This window comes from Sphingomonas aliaeris (genome assembly GCF_016743815.1).
GTDB classification, from domain to species: Bacteria; Pseudomonadota; Alphaproteobacteria; order Sphingomonadales; family Sphingomonadaceae; genus Sphingomonas; species Sphingomonas aliaeris.
This window is the reverse complement of record NZ_CP061035.1, coordinates 1417001-1432106: the sequence shown is the minus strand read 5'-3', so window position 1 is coordinate 1432106 and position 15106 is coordinate 1417001. Positions and strand designations below refer to the sequence as shown.

Annotated in this window: 16 protein-coding genes, 2 tRNA genes and 2 pseudogenes; 14 read left to right on the top strand and 6 right to left on the bottom strand. The window is 64.4% G+C overall.

Going from position 1 to position 15106, the window contains the following annotated elements; translation table 11 throughout:
* Positions 1–70 precede the first annotated feature (70 nt).
* Positions 71–940 (top strand): alpha/beta hydrolase family protein, encoded by an 870-nt coding sequence (locus H5J25_RS06705; RefSeq protein WP_202095268.1) that lies wholly within the window; start codon positions 71–73, stop codon positions 938–940.
* Positions 941–962: 22 nt separating this feature from the next.
* Here the strand turns inward: H5J25_RS06705 and H5J25_RS06700 are convergent, their stop codons facing one another.
* Complete coding sequence (locus H5J25_RS06700) at positions 963–1745, bottom strand: phytanoyl-CoA dioxygenase family protein (RefSeq protein ID WP_225883398.1); 783 nt, start codon at positions 1743–1745, stop codon at positions 963–965.
* 364 nt (positions 1746–2109) lie between these two features.
* On the opposite strand from H5J25_RS06700, the gene H5J25_RS06695 reads away from it, so the two are divergent.
* The 4 genes from H5J25_RS06695 (at position 2110) to purQ (ending at position 4730) form a co-directional block, all read left to right on the top strand.
* Positions 2110–2952 carry a hypothetical protein gene (locus H5J25_RS06695; protein WP_202095267.1) on the top strand — a complete coding sequence of 281 codons (843 nt, stop codon included), beginning with the start codon at positions 2110–2112 and terminating at the stop codon, positions 2950–2952.
* Positions 2953–3051: 99 nt separating this feature from the next.
* Entirely contained in the window at positions 3052–3831 is a 780-nt protein-coding gene (purC, locus tag H5J25_RS06690; protein ID WP_202095266.1) for a phosphoribosylaminoimidazolesuccinocarboxamide synthase, read from the top strand.
* 3 nt (positions 3832–3834) lie between these two features.
* The gene (purS, locus tag H5J25_RS06685; protein WP_202095265.1) at positions 3835–4065 is read left to right on the top strand and encodes a phosphoribosylformylglycinamidine synthase subunit PurS; all 231 of its coding nucleotides are present in this window, start codon (positions 3835–3837) and stop codon (positions 4063–4065) included.
* The gene (gene purQ, locus H5J25_RS06680) at positions 4062–4730 is read left to right on the top strand and encodes a phosphoribosylformylglycinamidine synthase subunit PurQ (protein ID WP_202095264.1); all 669 of its coding nucleotides are present in this window, start codon (positions 4062–4064) and stop codon (positions 4728–4730) included. The genes purS and purQ overlap by 4 nt, the downstream gene beginning before the upstream one ends.
* Before the next feature lie 94 nt (positions 4731–4824).
* Here purQ and H5J25_RS06675 read toward each other — a convergent pair whose 3' ends face one another.
* Positions 4825–5142 (bottom strand): hypothetical protein, encoded by a 318-nt coding sequence (locus H5J25_RS06675; RefSeq protein ID WP_202095263.1) that lies wholly within the window; start codon positions 5140–5142, stop codon positions 4825–4827.
* Entirely contained in the window at positions 5139–5867 is a 729-nt protein-coding gene (locus H5J25_RS06670) for a queuosine precursor transporter (RefSeq protein ID WP_225883397.1), read from the bottom strand. Before H5J25_RS06670 ends, H5J25_RS06675 begins: the two co-directional genes overlap by 4 nt.
* 82 nt (positions 5868–5949) lie before the next feature.
* On the opposite strand from H5J25_RS06670, the gene H5J25_RS06665 reads away from it, so the two are divergent.
* The 3 genes and pseudogenes from H5J25_RS06665 to H5J25_RS06655 all read left to right on the top strand — a co-directional run bounded on the left by H5J25_RS06665 (position 5950) and on the right by H5J25_RS06655 (position 9498).
* A tRNA-Arg gene (locus H5J25_RS06665) sits at positions 5950–6026 on the top strand.
* 30 nt (positions 6027–6056) lie between these two features.
* Complete coding sequence (locus H5J25_RS06660; RefSeq protein ID WP_202095262.1) at positions 6057–7358, top strand: M20/M25/M40 family metallo-hydrolase; 1302 nt, start codon at positions 6057–6059, stop codon at positions 7356–7358.
* An 89-nt stretch (positions 7359–7447) separates the two neighbouring features.
* Positions 7448–9498, top strand: a pseudogene (locus H5J25_RS06655) (NAD(+) synthase).
* Positions 9499–9676: 178 nt separating this feature from the next.
* On the opposite strand, the gene H5J25_RS06650 reads toward H5J25_RS06655, so the two are convergent.
* Complete coding sequence (locus H5J25_RS06650) at positions 9677–10006, bottom strand: DUF6481 family protein (protein ID WP_202095261.1); 330 nt, start codon at positions 10004–10006, stop codon at positions 9677–9679.
* 42 nt (positions 10007–10048) lie between these two features.
* Positions 10049–10138: transfer RNA gene (locus H5J25_RS06645), tRNA-Ser, on the bottom strand.
* A 200-nt stretch (positions 10139–10338) separates the two neighbouring features.
* Between H5J25_RS06645 and hspQ the strand changes: the two are divergent.
* From hspQ to H5J25_RS06625, 4 genes and pseudogenes are all read left to right on the top strand, one after another.
* A pseudogene (gene hspQ, locus H5J25_RS06640) lies at positions 10339–10699 on the top strand (heat shock protein HspQ).
* A gap of 143 nt (positions 10700–10842) precedes the next feature.
* Positions 10843–11217, top strand: a complete 375-nt coding sequence (rplU, locus tag H5J25_RS06635) for a 50S ribosomal protein L21 (protein WP_202095260.1) — start codon at positions 10843–10845, stop codon at positions 11215–11217.
* A gap of 13 nt (positions 11218–11230) precedes the next feature.
* The gene (rpmA, locus tag H5J25_RS06630; RefSeq protein ID WP_202095259.1) at positions 11231–11503 is read left to right on the top strand and encodes a 50S ribosomal protein L27; all 273 of its coding nucleotides are present in this window, start codon (positions 11231–11233) and stop codon (positions 11501–11503) included.
* A gap of 171 nt (positions 11504–11674) precedes the next feature.
* Positions 11675–12226, top strand: a complete 552-nt coding sequence (locus tag H5J25_RS06625) for a GNAT family N-acetyltransferase (protein ID WP_202095258.1) — start codon at positions 11675–11677, stop codon at positions 12224–12226.
* A gap of 213 nt (positions 12227–12439) precedes the next feature.
* Here the strand turns inward: H5J25_RS06625 and H5J25_RS06620 are convergent, their stop codons facing one another.
* Positions 12440–13309 (bottom strand): metal-dependent hydrolase, encoded by an 870-nt coding sequence (locus H5J25_RS06620; protein WP_202095257.1) that lies wholly within the window; start codon positions 13307–13309, stop codon positions 12440–12442.
* A 67-nt stretch (positions 13310–13376) separates the two neighbouring features.
* Here H5J25_RS06620 and H5J25_RS06615 point away from each other — a divergent pair, with 67 nt between their 5' ends.
* Positions 13377–13964, top strand: a complete 588-nt coding sequence (locus H5J25_RS06615) for a TetR/AcrR family transcriptional regulator (protein ID WP_202095256.1) — start codon at positions 13377–13379, stop codon at positions 13962–13964.
* 60 nt (positions 13965–14024) lie between these two features.
* On the top strand, positions 14025–15071 hold the full coding sequence (obgE, locus tag H5J25_RS06610) for a GTPase ObgE (protein ID WP_202095255.1): 1047 nt from the start codon (positions 14025–14027) through the stop codon (positions 15069–15071).
* The last annotated feature ends 35 nt before the right edge of the window (positions 15072–15106 follow it).

Here is a 15106-nt window from a genome sequence, read left to right as displayed (position 1 = left end):
GATGCGTTCAATACCTCCAGCGCTTGCGGCGCCCATACTCGCTTTGTCTCTCCTGATGCCGGTGCCTGTCATGAGCTTGCCTGTCGATGCGCCTACCCTTCTGACCTGGCCTGACCTGACGAAGCGGGAGCAGCCGAAACCGGATGCGACGATCGCGTACGGCCCGGACGGAATGCAAAAAGTGGATGTCTGGTTGCCCGCCGCCCGTCCCGCGGCCGGCAAGCGCTTTCCGACGGTGCTGATGGTACATGGCGGGTGCTGGACGACGAGCATCGCGGATCGCAGCCTGATGAACTGGATTGCGGACGATCTGCGCAAGGCCGGTTATGCGGTGTGGAACATCGACTATCGTGGCGTCGACCGGATAGGCGGTGGTTATCCGGGGACGTTCCTGGACGCGGGCATGGCGGCGGATGCACTGCGGAGCCACGCCGCGGCCTATCATCTGGATATCAAGCGGATCGTCGCGGTGGGGCATTCGGCGGGCGGTCATCTCGCCTTGTGGCTGGCGGCGCGCGGCAAGCTGCCGACATCCAGCCCGCTACATGCCACCAAGCCGCTGAAGATCGCGCATGTCATCAGCCTGGGCGGTCTTCCCGATCTGGAAGCGGCCGCCGCCAGCCCGGACAATGGTTGTGGCGTCGAGGTTATCAGAAAGCTGGTGGGGCCGACGGGTGCGACACGGGCGGACGTCTATGCCGACACGTCGGTGCCAAGGCTTCTTCCGATCGGCGTGCCGCAGGATCTCGTCAATGGAGTGGAGGATCGCATAATTCCGATGCGACTGGCGACGGGATATGAGATGCAGGCGCGGTCGGCGGGCGACCGGGTTTCGCTGCATGTGGTTCCGGCGACCGGACATGTCGAGTTGGTCGCGCCGGAAAGTGCCGCCTGGGCCGAAACGAAACGCCTGATCCGGGCGGCACTGGACCAGAGATAAACGCTGTCGGGGCGCGCGACGCCTAAAGGGCAGCGGGCGGGATGAAGCGCCAGCGGAGCGGAAGAGCCCGCTGCCATAACGCCGCATCACGCTGTTCGGGCGTCATCCCCTCGGTCAGCACGGCAATCTGCCGCCGGGTCAGGCCGGAGCGTTCGCAGAAATAGGGACGCTGCGGCCTTTTCGCGAAATAACTGAAGAACAGGGCCGCCCGGTCCTGTTTCGTCGCGGGTTTGCCGCGGTGGAAATAGCGTGCGGTATCGGCGAAGACGATTGTCCCGGCCGCCCCCTCGCAACTGACCGGTGGCGCGGCGCGAAGATCGGCATCGGCCTTTTCGCGGAGGTAGAAATTACCGTCCGCGCGTTCCCCGGGAAGCAATTGGAACGGCCCGCCCGCTTCGTCGACATCGTTGAGGTAGATGGCCAGCTTGACCATCCGCCGGTCTTCGCGATCGCGGTGCCAGTCGCGGGTCGAGACTTCCCGGCCATCGGCCATGGTGTACTGAACGGTCACGCCGTCATACGCGACCGGCAGGCCGATATGTGCCTCCGCCAATCGCAACAGGACGGGATTCAGACCGAAGCGGAAGATTTCGGGGCGGGCGGCGATTTCCGTCGCGGGTACCATCAGAAAATCCATCCCGGCCTGCGCTTGCGACCGGAGCCTCGGGCGCCAGTCGTCGATCAACGCCGAAGCCGATGCGAACATCGCGTCCGCCCCGGGAAGAGCCAGCGCGCCGAGCGCGGACTGTGCGATACCCCGGTCCCGAAGCATGATGGCGATCGCATTCCACGAATCGTCCAGCACCGGCAGCGAGGGCTGGTGGTGCCGAAGCGAGCGATCGTAGCGGCGCTGGCTAACGCCAGATACCAGGGGGTTCGGGAAACATAGTCAACGGCTTGCCACGGCACGGCGCGCACCCGGCGGGTGACGCCATGCCACAATCTGCCATTCAGGATCGATCCGTTCCGAATGCCATTACTCGCATTGCCAGCGCCAGGGAGTCTCCACCGTATCATAAGACCGCATTCCGCCGTGCGACCAGAGACACGTTGCCGGAATGTTGCCAGCAATCGCGATCGTCGTCCTTCATTTAGGTAAGATCGATTGACCGATGCGAACGGACGGCTCACGATCTCCTACTGGCGCGATGGGCATTGGAGACGATGATATGCGGACGATCTGGGTTTCGCTGTTCCTGCTCCTCGGTGCGTGCAGTCGATCCGCCGAGGTGGCCTCGGAGCCTTCTAGGGAGGAACAAGCACCATCCGGACCTGGGATCGCGGTCACGGCCGCACCCGGCGTCGCTTTTGCCTATGCCTATGCGTTCAGCCTGCCGCCGACGCGCATCGCCGCAGCCCAGGAGACGCATGCCGCCGCGTGTGAAAGGCTGGGGGTTGCGCGGTGCCGGATCACGGGCATGCGATACCAGTTGGTTGGCGAGAACGACATAAGGGGGATGCTGGCCTTCAAGCTGGATCCGACGCTGGCACGCGCTTTCGGCAAATCGGGAATCGCGGCGATCGAAGCCGCGGACGGTCGGCTGGTCGATGCCGAGATTAGCGGCACCGACGCCGGTTCGGCGATCCGAAGCCTCGAAGCGGGCAAGGCCGCGGCGCGGGAAGAGCTGTCGCGGATCGACCGCGAACTGGCGCGCACGAACCTGCCCGCTAGGGAACGGGCCGAGTTGCAGCGACAGCGCGCCGACGTCGTCGCGAGTATCGCGCAGACGAATGCTGGTACCGCCGAACAGCGCGAAACGCTGGCGAGCACGCCGATGACGTTCGATTATCGGTCCGGCAATGCGGTTCGCGGGTTCGACCCGAGCGCCCCGCTGAAAAGCGCGCTGGATACCGCGATCGCTTCGGCACAGACGACGCTGGCGATCCTGCTGGGCGGGCTGGCGATCTTCGGGCCGCCCGCAATCCTGCTGTTCCTGTTGTGGCTTGGGTGGCGGCGCGTGCGTCACCTTTTGCCCAGGAGGAAAGCGAGCACCGTTGACCCCGTCGCGTAATTGCGCAGCGCACGGGCTTTCGATATAGCGCGGCTCTTCCCGCCCCGGCCCTGCGAATCCCGCGTGGCCGGGGCGCTTCTTATCAAGGGGTAATGCCGCATGGCTCGCCGCCGCCAGATCTACGAAGGCAAGGCCAAGATCCTGTACGAGGGTCCGGAGCCGGGAACGCTGATCCAGTATTTCAAGGATGATGCGACCGCCTTCAACGCGCAGAAGAAGGGCACGATCAGCGGCAAGGGCGTGCTGAACAACCGCATCAGCGAGCATGTCTTCACGCTGCTGGGGCTGATCGGCGTTCCGACGCACTTCATCCGCCGCCTTAACATGCGCGAGCAGTTGATCCGTCAGGTCGAGATCATCCCGATCGAGGTCGTGATCCGCAACGTCGCGGCGGGATCGCTCAGCACGCGCCTCGGCATCGAGGAAGGCACGCAGCTGCCGCGCACGATCATCGAATATTATTACAAGGACGATGCGCTCGGCGATCCGATGATCACCGACGAACATATCGCCGCCTTCGGCTGGGCCAGCCAGGAGGAGATGCACGACATCGCCGACCTGGCGATCCGCGTGAACGATTTCCTGTGCGGCATGTTCGCGGCCGTCGGCATCCGGTTGATCGACTTCAAGCTGGAATTCGGCCGGCTGTGGGACAATGATTATGCCCGCATCATCCTGGCCGACGAGATCAGCCCGGACGGTTGCCGCCTGTGGGACATGCAGACCAACGAAAAGCTCGACAAGGACCGGTTCCGCCGCGACCTGGGCGGCGAAGTGGAGGCCTATCAGGAGGTCGCACGGCGTCTCGGCCTGTTGCCGGAGGGTGCGGACAGCGCCGTTCTGGATCTCGAAAAGCACCGCAAGAGCAAGGGCAAGTAAGCCATGAAACTGCGCATCATCGTCACGCTGAAGCCCGGCGTTCTCGACCCGCAGGGCAAGGCGATCCACAAGGCGCTGGAAGGCCTGGGCTTTGCCGGTGTCGAGGACGTCCGGCAGGGCAAGCTGATCGAACTCGACGTCGCCGACGACACGAAAGATGCGAGCATCGACGAAATGTGCCGCAAGCTGCTCGCGAATACCGTGATCGAGAATTATCGGGTGGAACGCGCATGAAAGCGGCCGTCATCGTCTTTCCGGGGTCGAACTGCGACCGGGATCTCGCGGTGGCGATCCGCGATATCGGCGGTATCGCGCCAGCGATGGTGTGGCACGGCGATAGCGAGTTGCCCGAGGGCCTCGACCTGATCGGCGTGCCGGGCGGGTTTTCCTATGGCGACTATCTGCGATCCGGCGCGATGGCGGCGCGGTCCCCGATCATGCGCGCGGTGGCGGATGCGGCGGAGCGCGGTGTCGCTGTGCTGGGTGTCTGCAACGGGTTCCAGGTGCTGACCGAAGCGGGGATGCTGCCAGGCGCGCTGATGCGCAATGCGGGGATCGATTTCGTCTGCCGCGACGTGCCTTTGGTGGTCGAGAATGCCGACAGCATGTTCACGGGGCGCTATGCCAAGGGACAGACGATCTCCGTGCCGGTCGCGCATCACGACGGCAATTACTTCGCCGACGATGCGACGCTCGACCGGCTGGAAGGCGAAGGCCGCGTTGCGTTTCGTTATGGCGAGCCGGTCAACGGATCGGCGCGCAACATTGCGGGCGTGCTGAACGCGAAGGGCAATGTGCTGGGCATGATGCCGCACCCGGAGCGCCGGATCGAGACCGCGCATGGCGGAGCCGACGGGCGTGGGCTGTTCGAGGGGTTGCTGGGACTGGTTTCGGCCTAAGTCCTGTCCCACCGGTCGCGCCCATCCGTGCAGGCGCCCGTTCGCAATCTGGGGCAAACGGCGAAAGCGTGATCCGGCGTAACGGCTTATCGACCTAGCGCCCGCCGAACAGCTTGGTCCTGCGCGCGAGCAACAGGATAACGCTCGGCCAGAACAGAGTATTCCAGACATCATGCAGGTTCGCGCCGTAATTCTGCGGTATGTGGCCCGAATGACGGTCGCTGATATCCCATAGTTCACCGGCCACCGCCGCCACGGCGACGACCAGCCAGGGACCCCAACTGCGCAGGCGCCATCCGAACAGCAGCGCAGACCCGAAGAACAAGGTCAGCGCGACATAGATGTGCAGCGCATCCTTGGCGAGGTGCATGTGCTGGACCAGCCACAGCTTGACCGTCTGGAGCGCGCTCACACCTGCGTCCGGAACGGCGTGAAATCGGTGCCTTCGTCATAGACGTCGAGGCCCTCGCGGCGCTTCAGGAAGCCGACGACGATATAGGTCAGCGGCGTCAGCAACACTTCCCAGCCGACCTTCAGCACCCATTGCGTGACCAGCACCTTCAGCACGAGGTCGGTGGTCCAGCCATCGGCATAGAGGAAGGCGAGCGGGTAGAAGATCAGGCTGTCGACGCCCTGCCCCGCGATCGTCGACCCGATCGTGCGGCTCCACAGATGCTTGCCGCCGGTCCACAGCTTCATCCGGGCGAGAACGTAGGAGTTGACGAACTCGCCCGCCCAGAAGGCGCAGAGCGAGGCGAAGACGATGCGCGGCACCTGTCCGAAGATCGTCTCGTACGCCGCCTGATTGCCCCAGTCGGGCGCGGGCGGCAGTTCGACCACGACCCATGACATGAATGCCATGAACAGCACCGCGATCGACCCGGCCCAGATGACGCGGCGTGCGCGGGCATAGCCATAGACTTCGGTCAGGACGTCGCCGATGACGTAGGAAACGGGGAAGAAGAGTATGCCCGCGCCGAACGGCCAGTATCCAATTCCGGGGAGCCAGATTTGCGCGACCTTGCCCGCACCGATGACGTTCGACAGAAGGATGATCGCGACGAACGCGGCCATGACGAAATCGAAATAGCGCAGATTGGCGGTCGCCAGATGGCGCGCGTTGATCGGTGCCGGCACGTCCGCTTCCCCCGTGGTCTTCGAAAGCGACTATGAAGCCGGTTTCGCGCGCCCGCAATCCGCGCTAAACGAGCATCCGTGCGCGCCCGTAGCTCAGTTGGATAGAGCAAGGAGCTTCTACCTCCTCGGTCGGGGGTTCGACTCCCTCCGGGCGCGCCATTCCTTTCCGCTTTCAGGAGGCCGTTGCCGATGAGGATTCCGCTTTCGATCGCCGCGATGTCGATCATCGCGATTTCACCCGCGCAGGCGAAGCTGTCCGCGCCCGAGGCGGTGATGGCGAAGACGGTGGATGCCGAATATGGGCGGTCGGTGGCGTTGTTGCAGCGACTGGTGGACCAGAATTCGGGATCGATGAATTTCGCGGGGGTCGAGGCGGTCGGACGGATGGTGCGGGCGGAACTGGAACCGTTGGGCTTCACCGTCGTGTGGAAGCCGATGGCGGCGGCGAAGCGGTCGGGACACATCATCGCGACGCGGACCGGCAAAGCGGGCGCCAAGCGGCTGTTGCTGATCGGGCATCTGGACACGGTGTTCGAGAAGGATTCGCCGTTCCAGAAATTCGTCCGGCGCGGCGAGGAAGCGGAAGGCCCGGGTGCCGGCGACGACAAGGGCGGGATGGTCGTGATGATCTCCGCCCTGCGTGCGATGAAGGCGGCGGGAACGCTGGATGCGGCGAACTTCGAGATCGTGCTGACCGGCGACGAGGAGGATTCGGGCGATCCGATCGACGTGGCGCGCGCGGACCTGATCGCAGCGGGCAAAAGGGCCGACGCGGCGCTCGATTTCGAAGGGCTGTTCGTCGAGGATGGCAAGGACATGGGGTCGATCGCTCGGCGATCCTCGAACAGCTGGACACTGACGACCAAGGGCAAGACGGGCCATTCGTCGCTGATCTTCAACGCGACGTACGGCGACGGGGCGATCAACGAACTGGCGCGCATCCTGGGCGCGTTCCGGAACGAATTGCCGGAGCCGAACCTGACGTTCAACACGGGCATCGTCGCCGGTGGCGCGACCGCTGCGCTGGACGCGGACGGCGTTCGCGCGACGGCGACGGGCAAGAGCAACGTCATTCCGTCCACCGGCATCGCGCGCGGCGATTTCCGTACGCTGTCGGAGGAGCAGACCGCGCGCGTCAAGGCGAAGATGACCGCGATCGTCGCGAAGCACGCGCCCGGCACGGATGCTGAGATCGTGTTCGAGCAAGGCGGCTATCCGGCGATGGCGCCGACTGCGGGTAATCGCGCGTTGCTGGCCAAGCTGAACGGGGTGAATGCCGATCTGGGCTTGGCGGAGATGCAACCGCTGGACCCGTTGCGGCGTGGCGCGGGCGACATTTCGTTCGTGGCGAACGACGTGGACGGGCTGATCGGGCTTGGGCCAGCAAGCCGCGGCGATCATGCGCCGGGCGAGACGGTGGATCTGTCGAGCATCAGGCGGCAGGCGAAGCGTGCGGCGATCCTGATGACGCGGCTGGGCAGCGGGCGCTGATCGCGGGCTGACGGATCCGGGGCGAACGGAACCGGGGCGGGTTGATCCAGGCGGATGACTCGCCTGTTTCGGCGCGCTAGACCCGGTGCATGGCCAAGACACACACGTTCCATTCGATCCACAGCCACGGCCTGATCCGCGTCGGCGCCTGCACGCCGCAGGCCAGCGTCGGGGATTGCGCCGCCAATGCCGCCGCGACGATCGCGCTTGCGGAACGTGGGCATGAGGCGGGTGCGGACCTGCTAGTCTTTCCCGAACTGAACCTGACTTCCTATGCGATCGACGACCTGCACCTGCAGACCGCGCAACATCAGGCGACCGAGGCGGCGATCGAAGCCGTTGTCACCGCCAGCGCGAAGCTGAAGCCGGTATTGCTGGTGGGCGCCGCGCTGCCGAGGAACGGGCGGCTGTACAATTGCTGCGTGGTGATCGCGCGCGGGCGCATCCTGGGCGTCGTTCCCAAGACGTTCCTGCCCAATTACCGCGAATATTACGAGAAACGCTGGTTCGCATCCGGCGCGGAGATTGCCGGGGAAACGATCACCGTCGCGGGCCGGACCGCGCCGTTCGGCATCGACCTGCTGTTCGCGGCGGACGACCTGAAGCAGTTCATATTCCATGCCGAAATCTGCGAGGATTATTGGGCCCCCACCCCGCCATCGACGATGGGTGCGCTGGCGGGGGCGCTGATCTGCTGCAACCTGTCGGCATCGAACGTGACGGTCGGCAAGTCGCGCGAGCGCATGATGCTGTCGGCGTCGCAAAGCGCGCGCGCGACATGCGCCTATGTCTATGCCGCCGCAGGTCCGGGGGAGAGCACGACCGACCTGGCATGGGACGGGCAAGGCACGATCCACGAACTGGGTGAATTGATCGCCGATCGAATCGCTTCGGACACGACCCCGAGATCATATCGGCCGACGTGGATGTCGAGCGGATCGAGCAGGAGCGGATGCGCAACGGCACGTTCAACGACGCCGCCCGGATTGCTGGCCATCCAGAAAAGGCGTTCCGGCGGATCGCGTTCGAGCATCAGCCGGACTTTGCGGATACCGGCTTGCTTCGTGAGATCCGCCGCTTTCCGTTCGTGCCCAACACGCCGGAAAAGCTGGACGAGGATTGTTACGAGGCGTTCAATATCCAGGTCGAAGGATTGTTGAAGCGCTTCGTCGCGGCCCGCGCGGAACGGCTGGTGATCGGAGTATCCGGCGGGCTCGACTCGACGCATGCGCTGATCGTCGCGGCGAAGGTGATGGACCGGCTGGGGCGGCCGCGCGATCATATCCTGGGCTTCACGATGCCCGGATTCGCGACCGGCGACGATACCAAGGGCAATGCTTGGAAATTGATGCGCGCGCTCGGAATTGCGGGCGACGAGATCGATATCCGCCCGGCCGCGCGGCAGATGCTGGGCGATATGAGCCACCCGTTCGCGGCGGGCGAGCCGACCTATGACGTGACGTTCGAGAATGTTCAGGCGGGGTTGCGGACGGACTATCTGTTCCGGCTGGCCAACCAGCGCGGCGGGCTGGTGGTGGGCACCGGGGACCTGTCGGAGCTGGGCCTTGGCTGGTGTACGTATGGCGTCGGCGACCAGATGAGCCACTACGCCGTGAACGCAGGCGTGCCCAAGACGCTGATCCAGTTCCTGATCCGCTGGTGCGTCCAGACCGACCAGTTCGACCGCGAGACGGATGCGGTGCTGGAAGCGATCCTAGGCACCGAGATTTCTCCCGAACTGGTGCCGGCGGGGGCGGACGGCGCAATCCAGAGTACGGAGAGCAAGATCGGCCCGTATGCGCTGAACGATTTCTTCCTGCACTATACGATCCGGCATGGGCTGGCGCCGTCGAAGATCGCGTTCCTCGCCTGGCATGCATGGTCGGATGCGGCGGCGGGGCGCTGGCCGAAGAATTTCCCGGCAGCGGCGCGGGCGGAATATGATCTGCCGACGATCGTGTCGTGGCTGGAGAAGTTTCTGGTGCGGTTCTTCGTCACCAGCCAGTTCAAGCGGTCGGCTATACCGAACGGACCGAAAGTGTCGGCGGGCGGCGCCTTGTCCCCCCGCGGTGACTGGCGTGCTCCGTCCGACGGGACGGCGGCGGTGTTTCTGGAGGAGTTGCGGCGGAACGTGCCGTGATGGGCGTACGATTATGCCTATACGACGCCTGAAGAGGCAATCGCACCACTGTTCCCAACCGTTCACGCTGAGCTTGTCGAAGCGCGTGCCCTGGGCCTGTCCTTCGACAAGCTCAGGACGAACGGGATAAACATATCAGCGGTTCCTGCTGCCGACGATCAGGTCGGCCCAGAACCGATCAGCGCTTCGCCTTGCGGGCGGCGTAGCGGGCGTCGCGGGCGGCCTTGGCGGCGATGTCTGCGTCGATCAGGCGCTGCTTCTCGGCTTCGATCGCAGCGGCGGCGGCTTCGGCCTTGGCGATCTTGTCCAAACGGGCCTGCTCGATCGCAGCGGCCTTTTCCTCACGCTTCTTGACGAGGGCGGCTTCTTTGGCCTCGCGCGCGGCGGCGCGCGCGGCGGCGACAGCCGGATCGACCGGCGGCTTCGCCTTCAGCTTCTCGATCGCCTTCTGCTTCGCCTGGGCGGCGAGCGCCGCGCGATCCTGGAAGGTCGGTTCCTTATACGCCATTCGTCTTGGGGCCTTTCGGGCACTGTTCTTCAATCGATACCGTGGCGGAGAGGGTGGGATTCGAACCCACGGTACCCGTGAGGGCACGCCGCATTTCGAGTGCGGTACATTCGACCACTCTGCCACCTCTCCGCGAGGTCATAAGATGCAGCCAAGGACATGATCCTGCGGCCGGCACCGGTCGATGAAGGCGGGCGTCTAATGAACTATCCCGGCCCTTGCAACCCCGCCATTCACATCGCAGGCAACTCGCATCGAGCGTGGCGCGCCACGAAACTTGTGCCGCGCGGAAAGCGCATTAGATTACGCGCATGTCCCGTGCCCATATCCCAATGACCCCCGCGTCCACCGAAATCCCCCTGCCCCCGGTCGCCACCGCGCAATTCGGCATCGGTGAAGTCGTGCGGCATCGCATGTTCGATTTCCGCGGCGTGATCTTCGACGTCGATCCGATCTTCGCCAATACCGAGGAATGGTATGACGCGATCCCGCTCGACCTGCGCCCGCGCAAGGACCAGCCTTTCTATCACCTGCTCGCGGAGAACATGGAGTCGACCTATGTCGCCTATGTCAGCCAGCAGAGATCTGATTCCCGACGATAGCGACGAGCCGGTCGATCATCCCGCGATATCCGGGCTGTTCATGGATTATGCCGACGGACGGTATACTTTGCGGCCACAGCACAAGCATTGAAGGCGGATGCGATCGATCGATTTGCGTCGCTTTCGTGACGTGAATCGGTTGACAGCGACGCCCCCCCTTGCATAGGTGGCGCTTCTTTCCCGCGCCGGGTTCGCTCGACGTGGGGTTCGTTATTTTGAAAGTGATGTAAGGCCATGTTCGCAGTCGTGCGCACAGGCGGCAAGCAATACCGCGTCGCCGCCGGAGACAAGATCGTCGTCGAGAAGCTCGATGGCGAAGCAGGTTCGTCCATCTCGTTCAGCGACATTCTGCTCGCTGGCGAAGGCGCCGAACTGAAGTCGGTCGAGGGGCTGACCGTCTCCGCCGAGATCATCGCCCAGGCGAAAGCCGACAAGATCGTCGTCTTCAAGAAGAAGCGCCGGCATAACTATCGCCGCAAGAACGGCCATCGCCAGCAGCACACGATCCTGAAGATCACGGCGATCGGTTCGGAAGAGAAGAAGAAGGCCGCCCCCAAGAAGGCCGCAACCGAAGCGACGGGCGCAGAAGCCCCGGCCGCTCAGGCGTAAGGAGTAGTTCGAGATGGCACATAAGAAAGCAGGCGGTTCATCGCGCAACGGTCGCGATTCGGCCGGTCGTCGCCTTGGCGTCAAGAAGTTCGGTGGCGAATCGGTCGTTCCGGGCAACATTCTCGTGCGTCAGCGCGGCACCAAATTCTATCCCGGCACCAATGTCGGCATTGGCAAGGATCACACCCTGTTCGCGCTGACCGAAGGTCGCGTGACGTTCAAGCAGGGCAAGCTTGGCCGAAAGTTCTGCTCGGTCGAGATGCCGGCAGCGATTGCCGCCGAATAACATCGGGTAACCGGACGGGTTGCCCACCAGGGTGACCCGGGTCCGCGCAAGCGGTCCGAACAAGGGAGACGGGTCCACCCCGGCTCCCTTTTTTATTGCTCCCTCCCCTGCCCTGTCGCCGGTTCGTCACATCGACGTGCTTAGGCGGCGTCGCGACGAGGAGAGTAGACAATGTTCGCTCGCACGAAGAGATTGACGTTACGGCCGGGCTGGCCGGAAGATGCCGCCGCACTGACCCGCGCGATCGGGCATGCCGACGTGGCGGACAAGCTTGCGCGCGTTCCCTGGCCTTATGGGCTTGGCGATGCGGAGGCGTTCCTGTCCCGGGCACGTCCGTTCGACGCCCCCGGTTTCCTGATGTTCGAATCGCCGACCGTCGCGCCGCGGCTCGTTGGCGGGATCGGGTTGCAGCCGGGCGAGACGCTCGGCCAGTATGATCTCGGCTATTGGGTCACGCCCGACGCATGGGGGCGCGGTTACGCCACCGAGGCGGGCCGGCAGGTGATCGAGATCGCGCGCCATGCATTGCGGCTGAAGCGGCTCACGGCGTTCCATTTCGTCGACAATCCGGCGTCCGGTCGTGTTCTCGAGAAGCTTGGCTTCCGGCCGACGGGGCGTGTCGAGCCGCGTCCTTCGCTCGCGCGGGGCGGGTTGGCGCCATCGGTGATGATGGAGCTCGATCTTGAGGTCGAGCGATGCTGCGAGGAACTGCTGGCGGCTTGAGGCTGGGTGGCCGGGGTGCTTGGCAGCTGCTCGGCGAGCGCCTGTCGAGGCTGCGTTTCCTGTGATCGTCATTCCCGCGCAGGCGGGAATCCATAGTGGCTAACATTTCGCTTCAAGGCGAGACAGCGTGCTTATGGATCCCCGCCTGCGCGGGGATGACGGGGGGATGAGGGCCCGCGGGTGCGCCGCCTTGCACGCCCTCCCCGACGACCATCAGGCCGGTACGGGCGTCTTCGCCGCACGCGGCAGTATAGCCGCGGCATAATCGCTTTCCGCCAGACCGATCAGTTCGCGGTCGTCATGCTTCCACGGGTGGAAGCCGGGCAGAAAGAAAGCGATCCACGCGCCGAGGATCTTGCGCGCCATGCCGGGGTTGCCGAACGCATACCACGCCATCCGCGCCCAGACCTTCGGACCGGTCAGGCCGTCCTGGCGCAACAGTTCGATCATGCCGCGGCGACGGCCCTGGAAGAACTTGAACGTCGTCGCCACCATGACGATCGACTTGATCTTCCAGCGTTTCCAACGGGTCCAGTCCCTCGTCGCGTGCATCCACGTGTCGTAGGCGACGCCCTTATGCTCGATTTCCTCGGCGGCGTGCCAGCGCCACAAAGCCGCTGCCTGTTCGTCGCCGCCGGCGAGATGCTTCGGATTGGCGATCAATTCGTGGGCCAGCATTGCGGTAAAATGTTCCAGCGCCATCGTCGCAGCGAGGCTTGCAATCTGCGGCTTGCCCTTAGTGAGCGCGAGCGCGCGATCGACATCGCGTTCCAGCGGCGCGACGTCATAGCCCTGGTCGACGACATGGCGGTTGAACGCGACGTGTTCACGGGTGTGGATCACTTCCTGCTTGATGAAAGCCTGGATTTCGGCCTGCAGGCGGGGCGGCGTTCCTTCACGAAAATTACGAACGCTATCGACGAAAAAGCCCTCACCCTTCGGAAAAGTGACCGACAAGGCATTGTAGAAGGCGGTCGCGATAGGATCGTCGTTGAGCCACCAGCGCCGAATCGCAGAGCCGCGCCCGAAGCGCAGATCGCGGGGCGTGATCGTCAGATCGGCGGGAGTAGTTGCTTTCGCCACGGAAACCTCCAGAAAGGACTATCGATCGTTTAACTTACAATGATGTAAATAGGCTCTACTGACAAAAGTGTCAACAATTCGCAAACGCCTGTCCCCCGAACAGTCCCGCGATGCCGCGATCGAGGCGGCGCGTGCGCTGCTGGTCGAAAGCGGCCCGCAGGCCGTCACGCTGAAGGCGGTCGCCGCACGGATCGGTCGCACGCACGCCAACCTGCTCCACCATTTCGGGTCGGCGGCTGACCTGCAGAAGGCGCTGATCACGCACCTGGCGGATACGATCACCGCGCAGATCGGCGAGGCGGCGAAACGCGCGCGCGCGGGCGACCAGAACCCGCGAGAAGTGGTCGACATGACGTTCGACGCCTTTGCGCGGGGCGCTGGCGCGATGGCGAGCTGGATGATCCTGAGCGGCAACCAGGACGCGCTAGACCCGATTCTCGAAGCGATCCATCGGTTGGTCGATGATCTGTCGGAGGGGCACGAGCCGGGGCGGTCTTCGATACACGAGGAGACGTTGCAACTCGTGTTGACCGCGCTGGGCGATGCGTTGCTCGGCGGGCCGATGGCCAAGGCGCTGGGATTACCGCGCGAGACGGCGCGAGAACTGGCGTTGAAGTCGCTGGTGATGTCGCATCTGAGTTCGCCGGCGGTTTAGGCAGGGGCGCGCAGCGCGCTTCGGTCTCGCTTTAGCCGCGCTAAAGCGGTAGGCAGCGCCATGCATTTTCTCGACCAAGCAAAGATCTTCGTTCGATCGGGCGCGGGTGGCCCCGGGGCCGTCAGTTTCCGGCGCGAAAAGTTCATCGAATATGGCGGGCCGAACGGCGGCAATGGCGGCAAGGGCGGCGACATCGTGTTCGTCGCGGTACCCGGCCTGAATACGCTGATCGATTTCCGTTATACGCAGCATTTCCGCGCGCCGCGCGGACATGGCGGCGCGGGATCGAACATGACCGGCGCGGGTGGCGACGATCTGGTGATCCAGGTTCCTATCGGCACGCAGGTGCTGAGCGAAGACAAGGACGAGGTCCTTGCCGACTTCACCGAGGCGGGCGAACGTGTCGTGTTCCTGCGCGGTGGTGATGGCGGGCGCGGCAATGCGAGCTACAAGACTAGCACCAATCGCACGCCGCGCCAGCATGGTACGGGCTGGCCTTCACAGGAAATGTGGGTCTGGCTGCGGCTGAAGCTGCTCGCCGATGCCGGGCTGGTCGGGCTTCCCAATGCGGGCAAATCGACGTTCATCAACGCGGTCACCAATGCACAGGCGAAGGTCGGCGAATATGCCTTCACGACCACGCGTCCGCAGCTTGGCGTCGTGCGGCACAAGAATAACGAGTTCGTCGTCGCGGACATTCCCGGCCTGATCGAGGGCGCCTCCGAAGGGGCCGGAATCGGCGACCGGTTCCTTGGACATATCGAGCGGTGCCGCGTGCTGCTGCACTTGGTCGATGCGAACGACGAGGATGTGGCCGAAAGCTACCGCATCGTGCGCGACGAACTGGAAGCGTATGGCGGGGGGCTGATCGACAAGCCGGTGGTCGTCGCGCTCAACAAGATCGATACGCTGGACGACGAGCTGATCGCAGCGCTGTCCGCCGAACTGGAAGAGGCGAGCGGTGCGGAGGTCATTCCGATCTCGGGCGCGGCCGGAACGGGCGTGGACTGGGTGCTCGATCGGTTGCTGGAAGCGATCGGGCCGAAGGGCGGCGTGGTGGGTCCCGACGACGAAGGCGAGGACGAGATCGCTTGGTCGCCGGTCTGATCGGTTTGCGTCCGGGCGCGTGGTCGCGCCGCCGC

What these genes read in the sequence shown, in the direction of transcription:
- H5J25_RS06705 (WP_202095268.1), top strand. Translation starts at nt 71, where the DNA reads ATGAGCTTGCCTGTCGATGCGCCTACCCTTCTGACCTGGCCTGACCTG.
- H5J25_RS06695 (WP_202095267.1), top strand. Translation starts at nt 2,110, where the DNA reads ATGCGGACGATCTGGGTTTCGCTGTTCCTGCTCCTCGGTGCGTGCAGT.
- purC (WP_202095266.1), top strand. Translation starts at nt 3,052, where the DNA reads ATGGCTCGCCGCCGCCAGATCTACGAAGGCAAGGCCAAGATCCTGTAC.
- purS (WP_202095265.1), top strand. Translation starts at nt 3,835, where the DNA reads ATGAAACTGCGCATCATCGTCACGCTGAAGCCCGGCGTTCTCGACCCG.
- purQ (WP_202095264.1), top strand. Translation starts at nt 4,062, where the DNA reads ATGAAAGCGGCCGTCATCGTCTTTCCGGGGTCGAACTGCGACCGGGAT.
- H5J25_RS06660 (WP_202095262.1), top strand. Translation starts at nt 6,057, where the DNA reads ATGAGGATTCCGCTTTCGATCGCCGCGATGTCGATCATCGCGATTTCA.
- H5J25_RS06650 (WP_202095261.1), bottom strand. Translation starts at nt 10,006, where the DNA reads ATGGCGTATAAGGAACCGACCTTCCAGGATCGCGCGGCGCTCGCCGCC.
- rplU (WP_202095260.1), top strand. Translation starts at nt 10,843, where the DNA reads ATGTTCGCAGTCGTGCGCACAGGCGGCAAGCAATACCGCGTCGCCGCC.
- rpmA (WP_202095259.1), top strand. Translation starts at nt 11,231, where the DNA reads ATGGCACATAAGAAAGCAGGCGGTTCATCGCGCAACGGTCGCGATTCG.
- H5J25_RS06625 (WP_202095258.1), top strand. Translation starts at nt 11,675, where the DNA reads ATGTTCGCTCGCACGAAGAGATTGACGTTACGGCCGGGCTGGCCGGAA.
- obgE (WP_202095255.1), top strand. Translation starts at nt 14,025, where the DNA reads ATGCATTTTCTCGACCAAGCAAAGATCTTCGTTCGATCGGGCGCGGGT.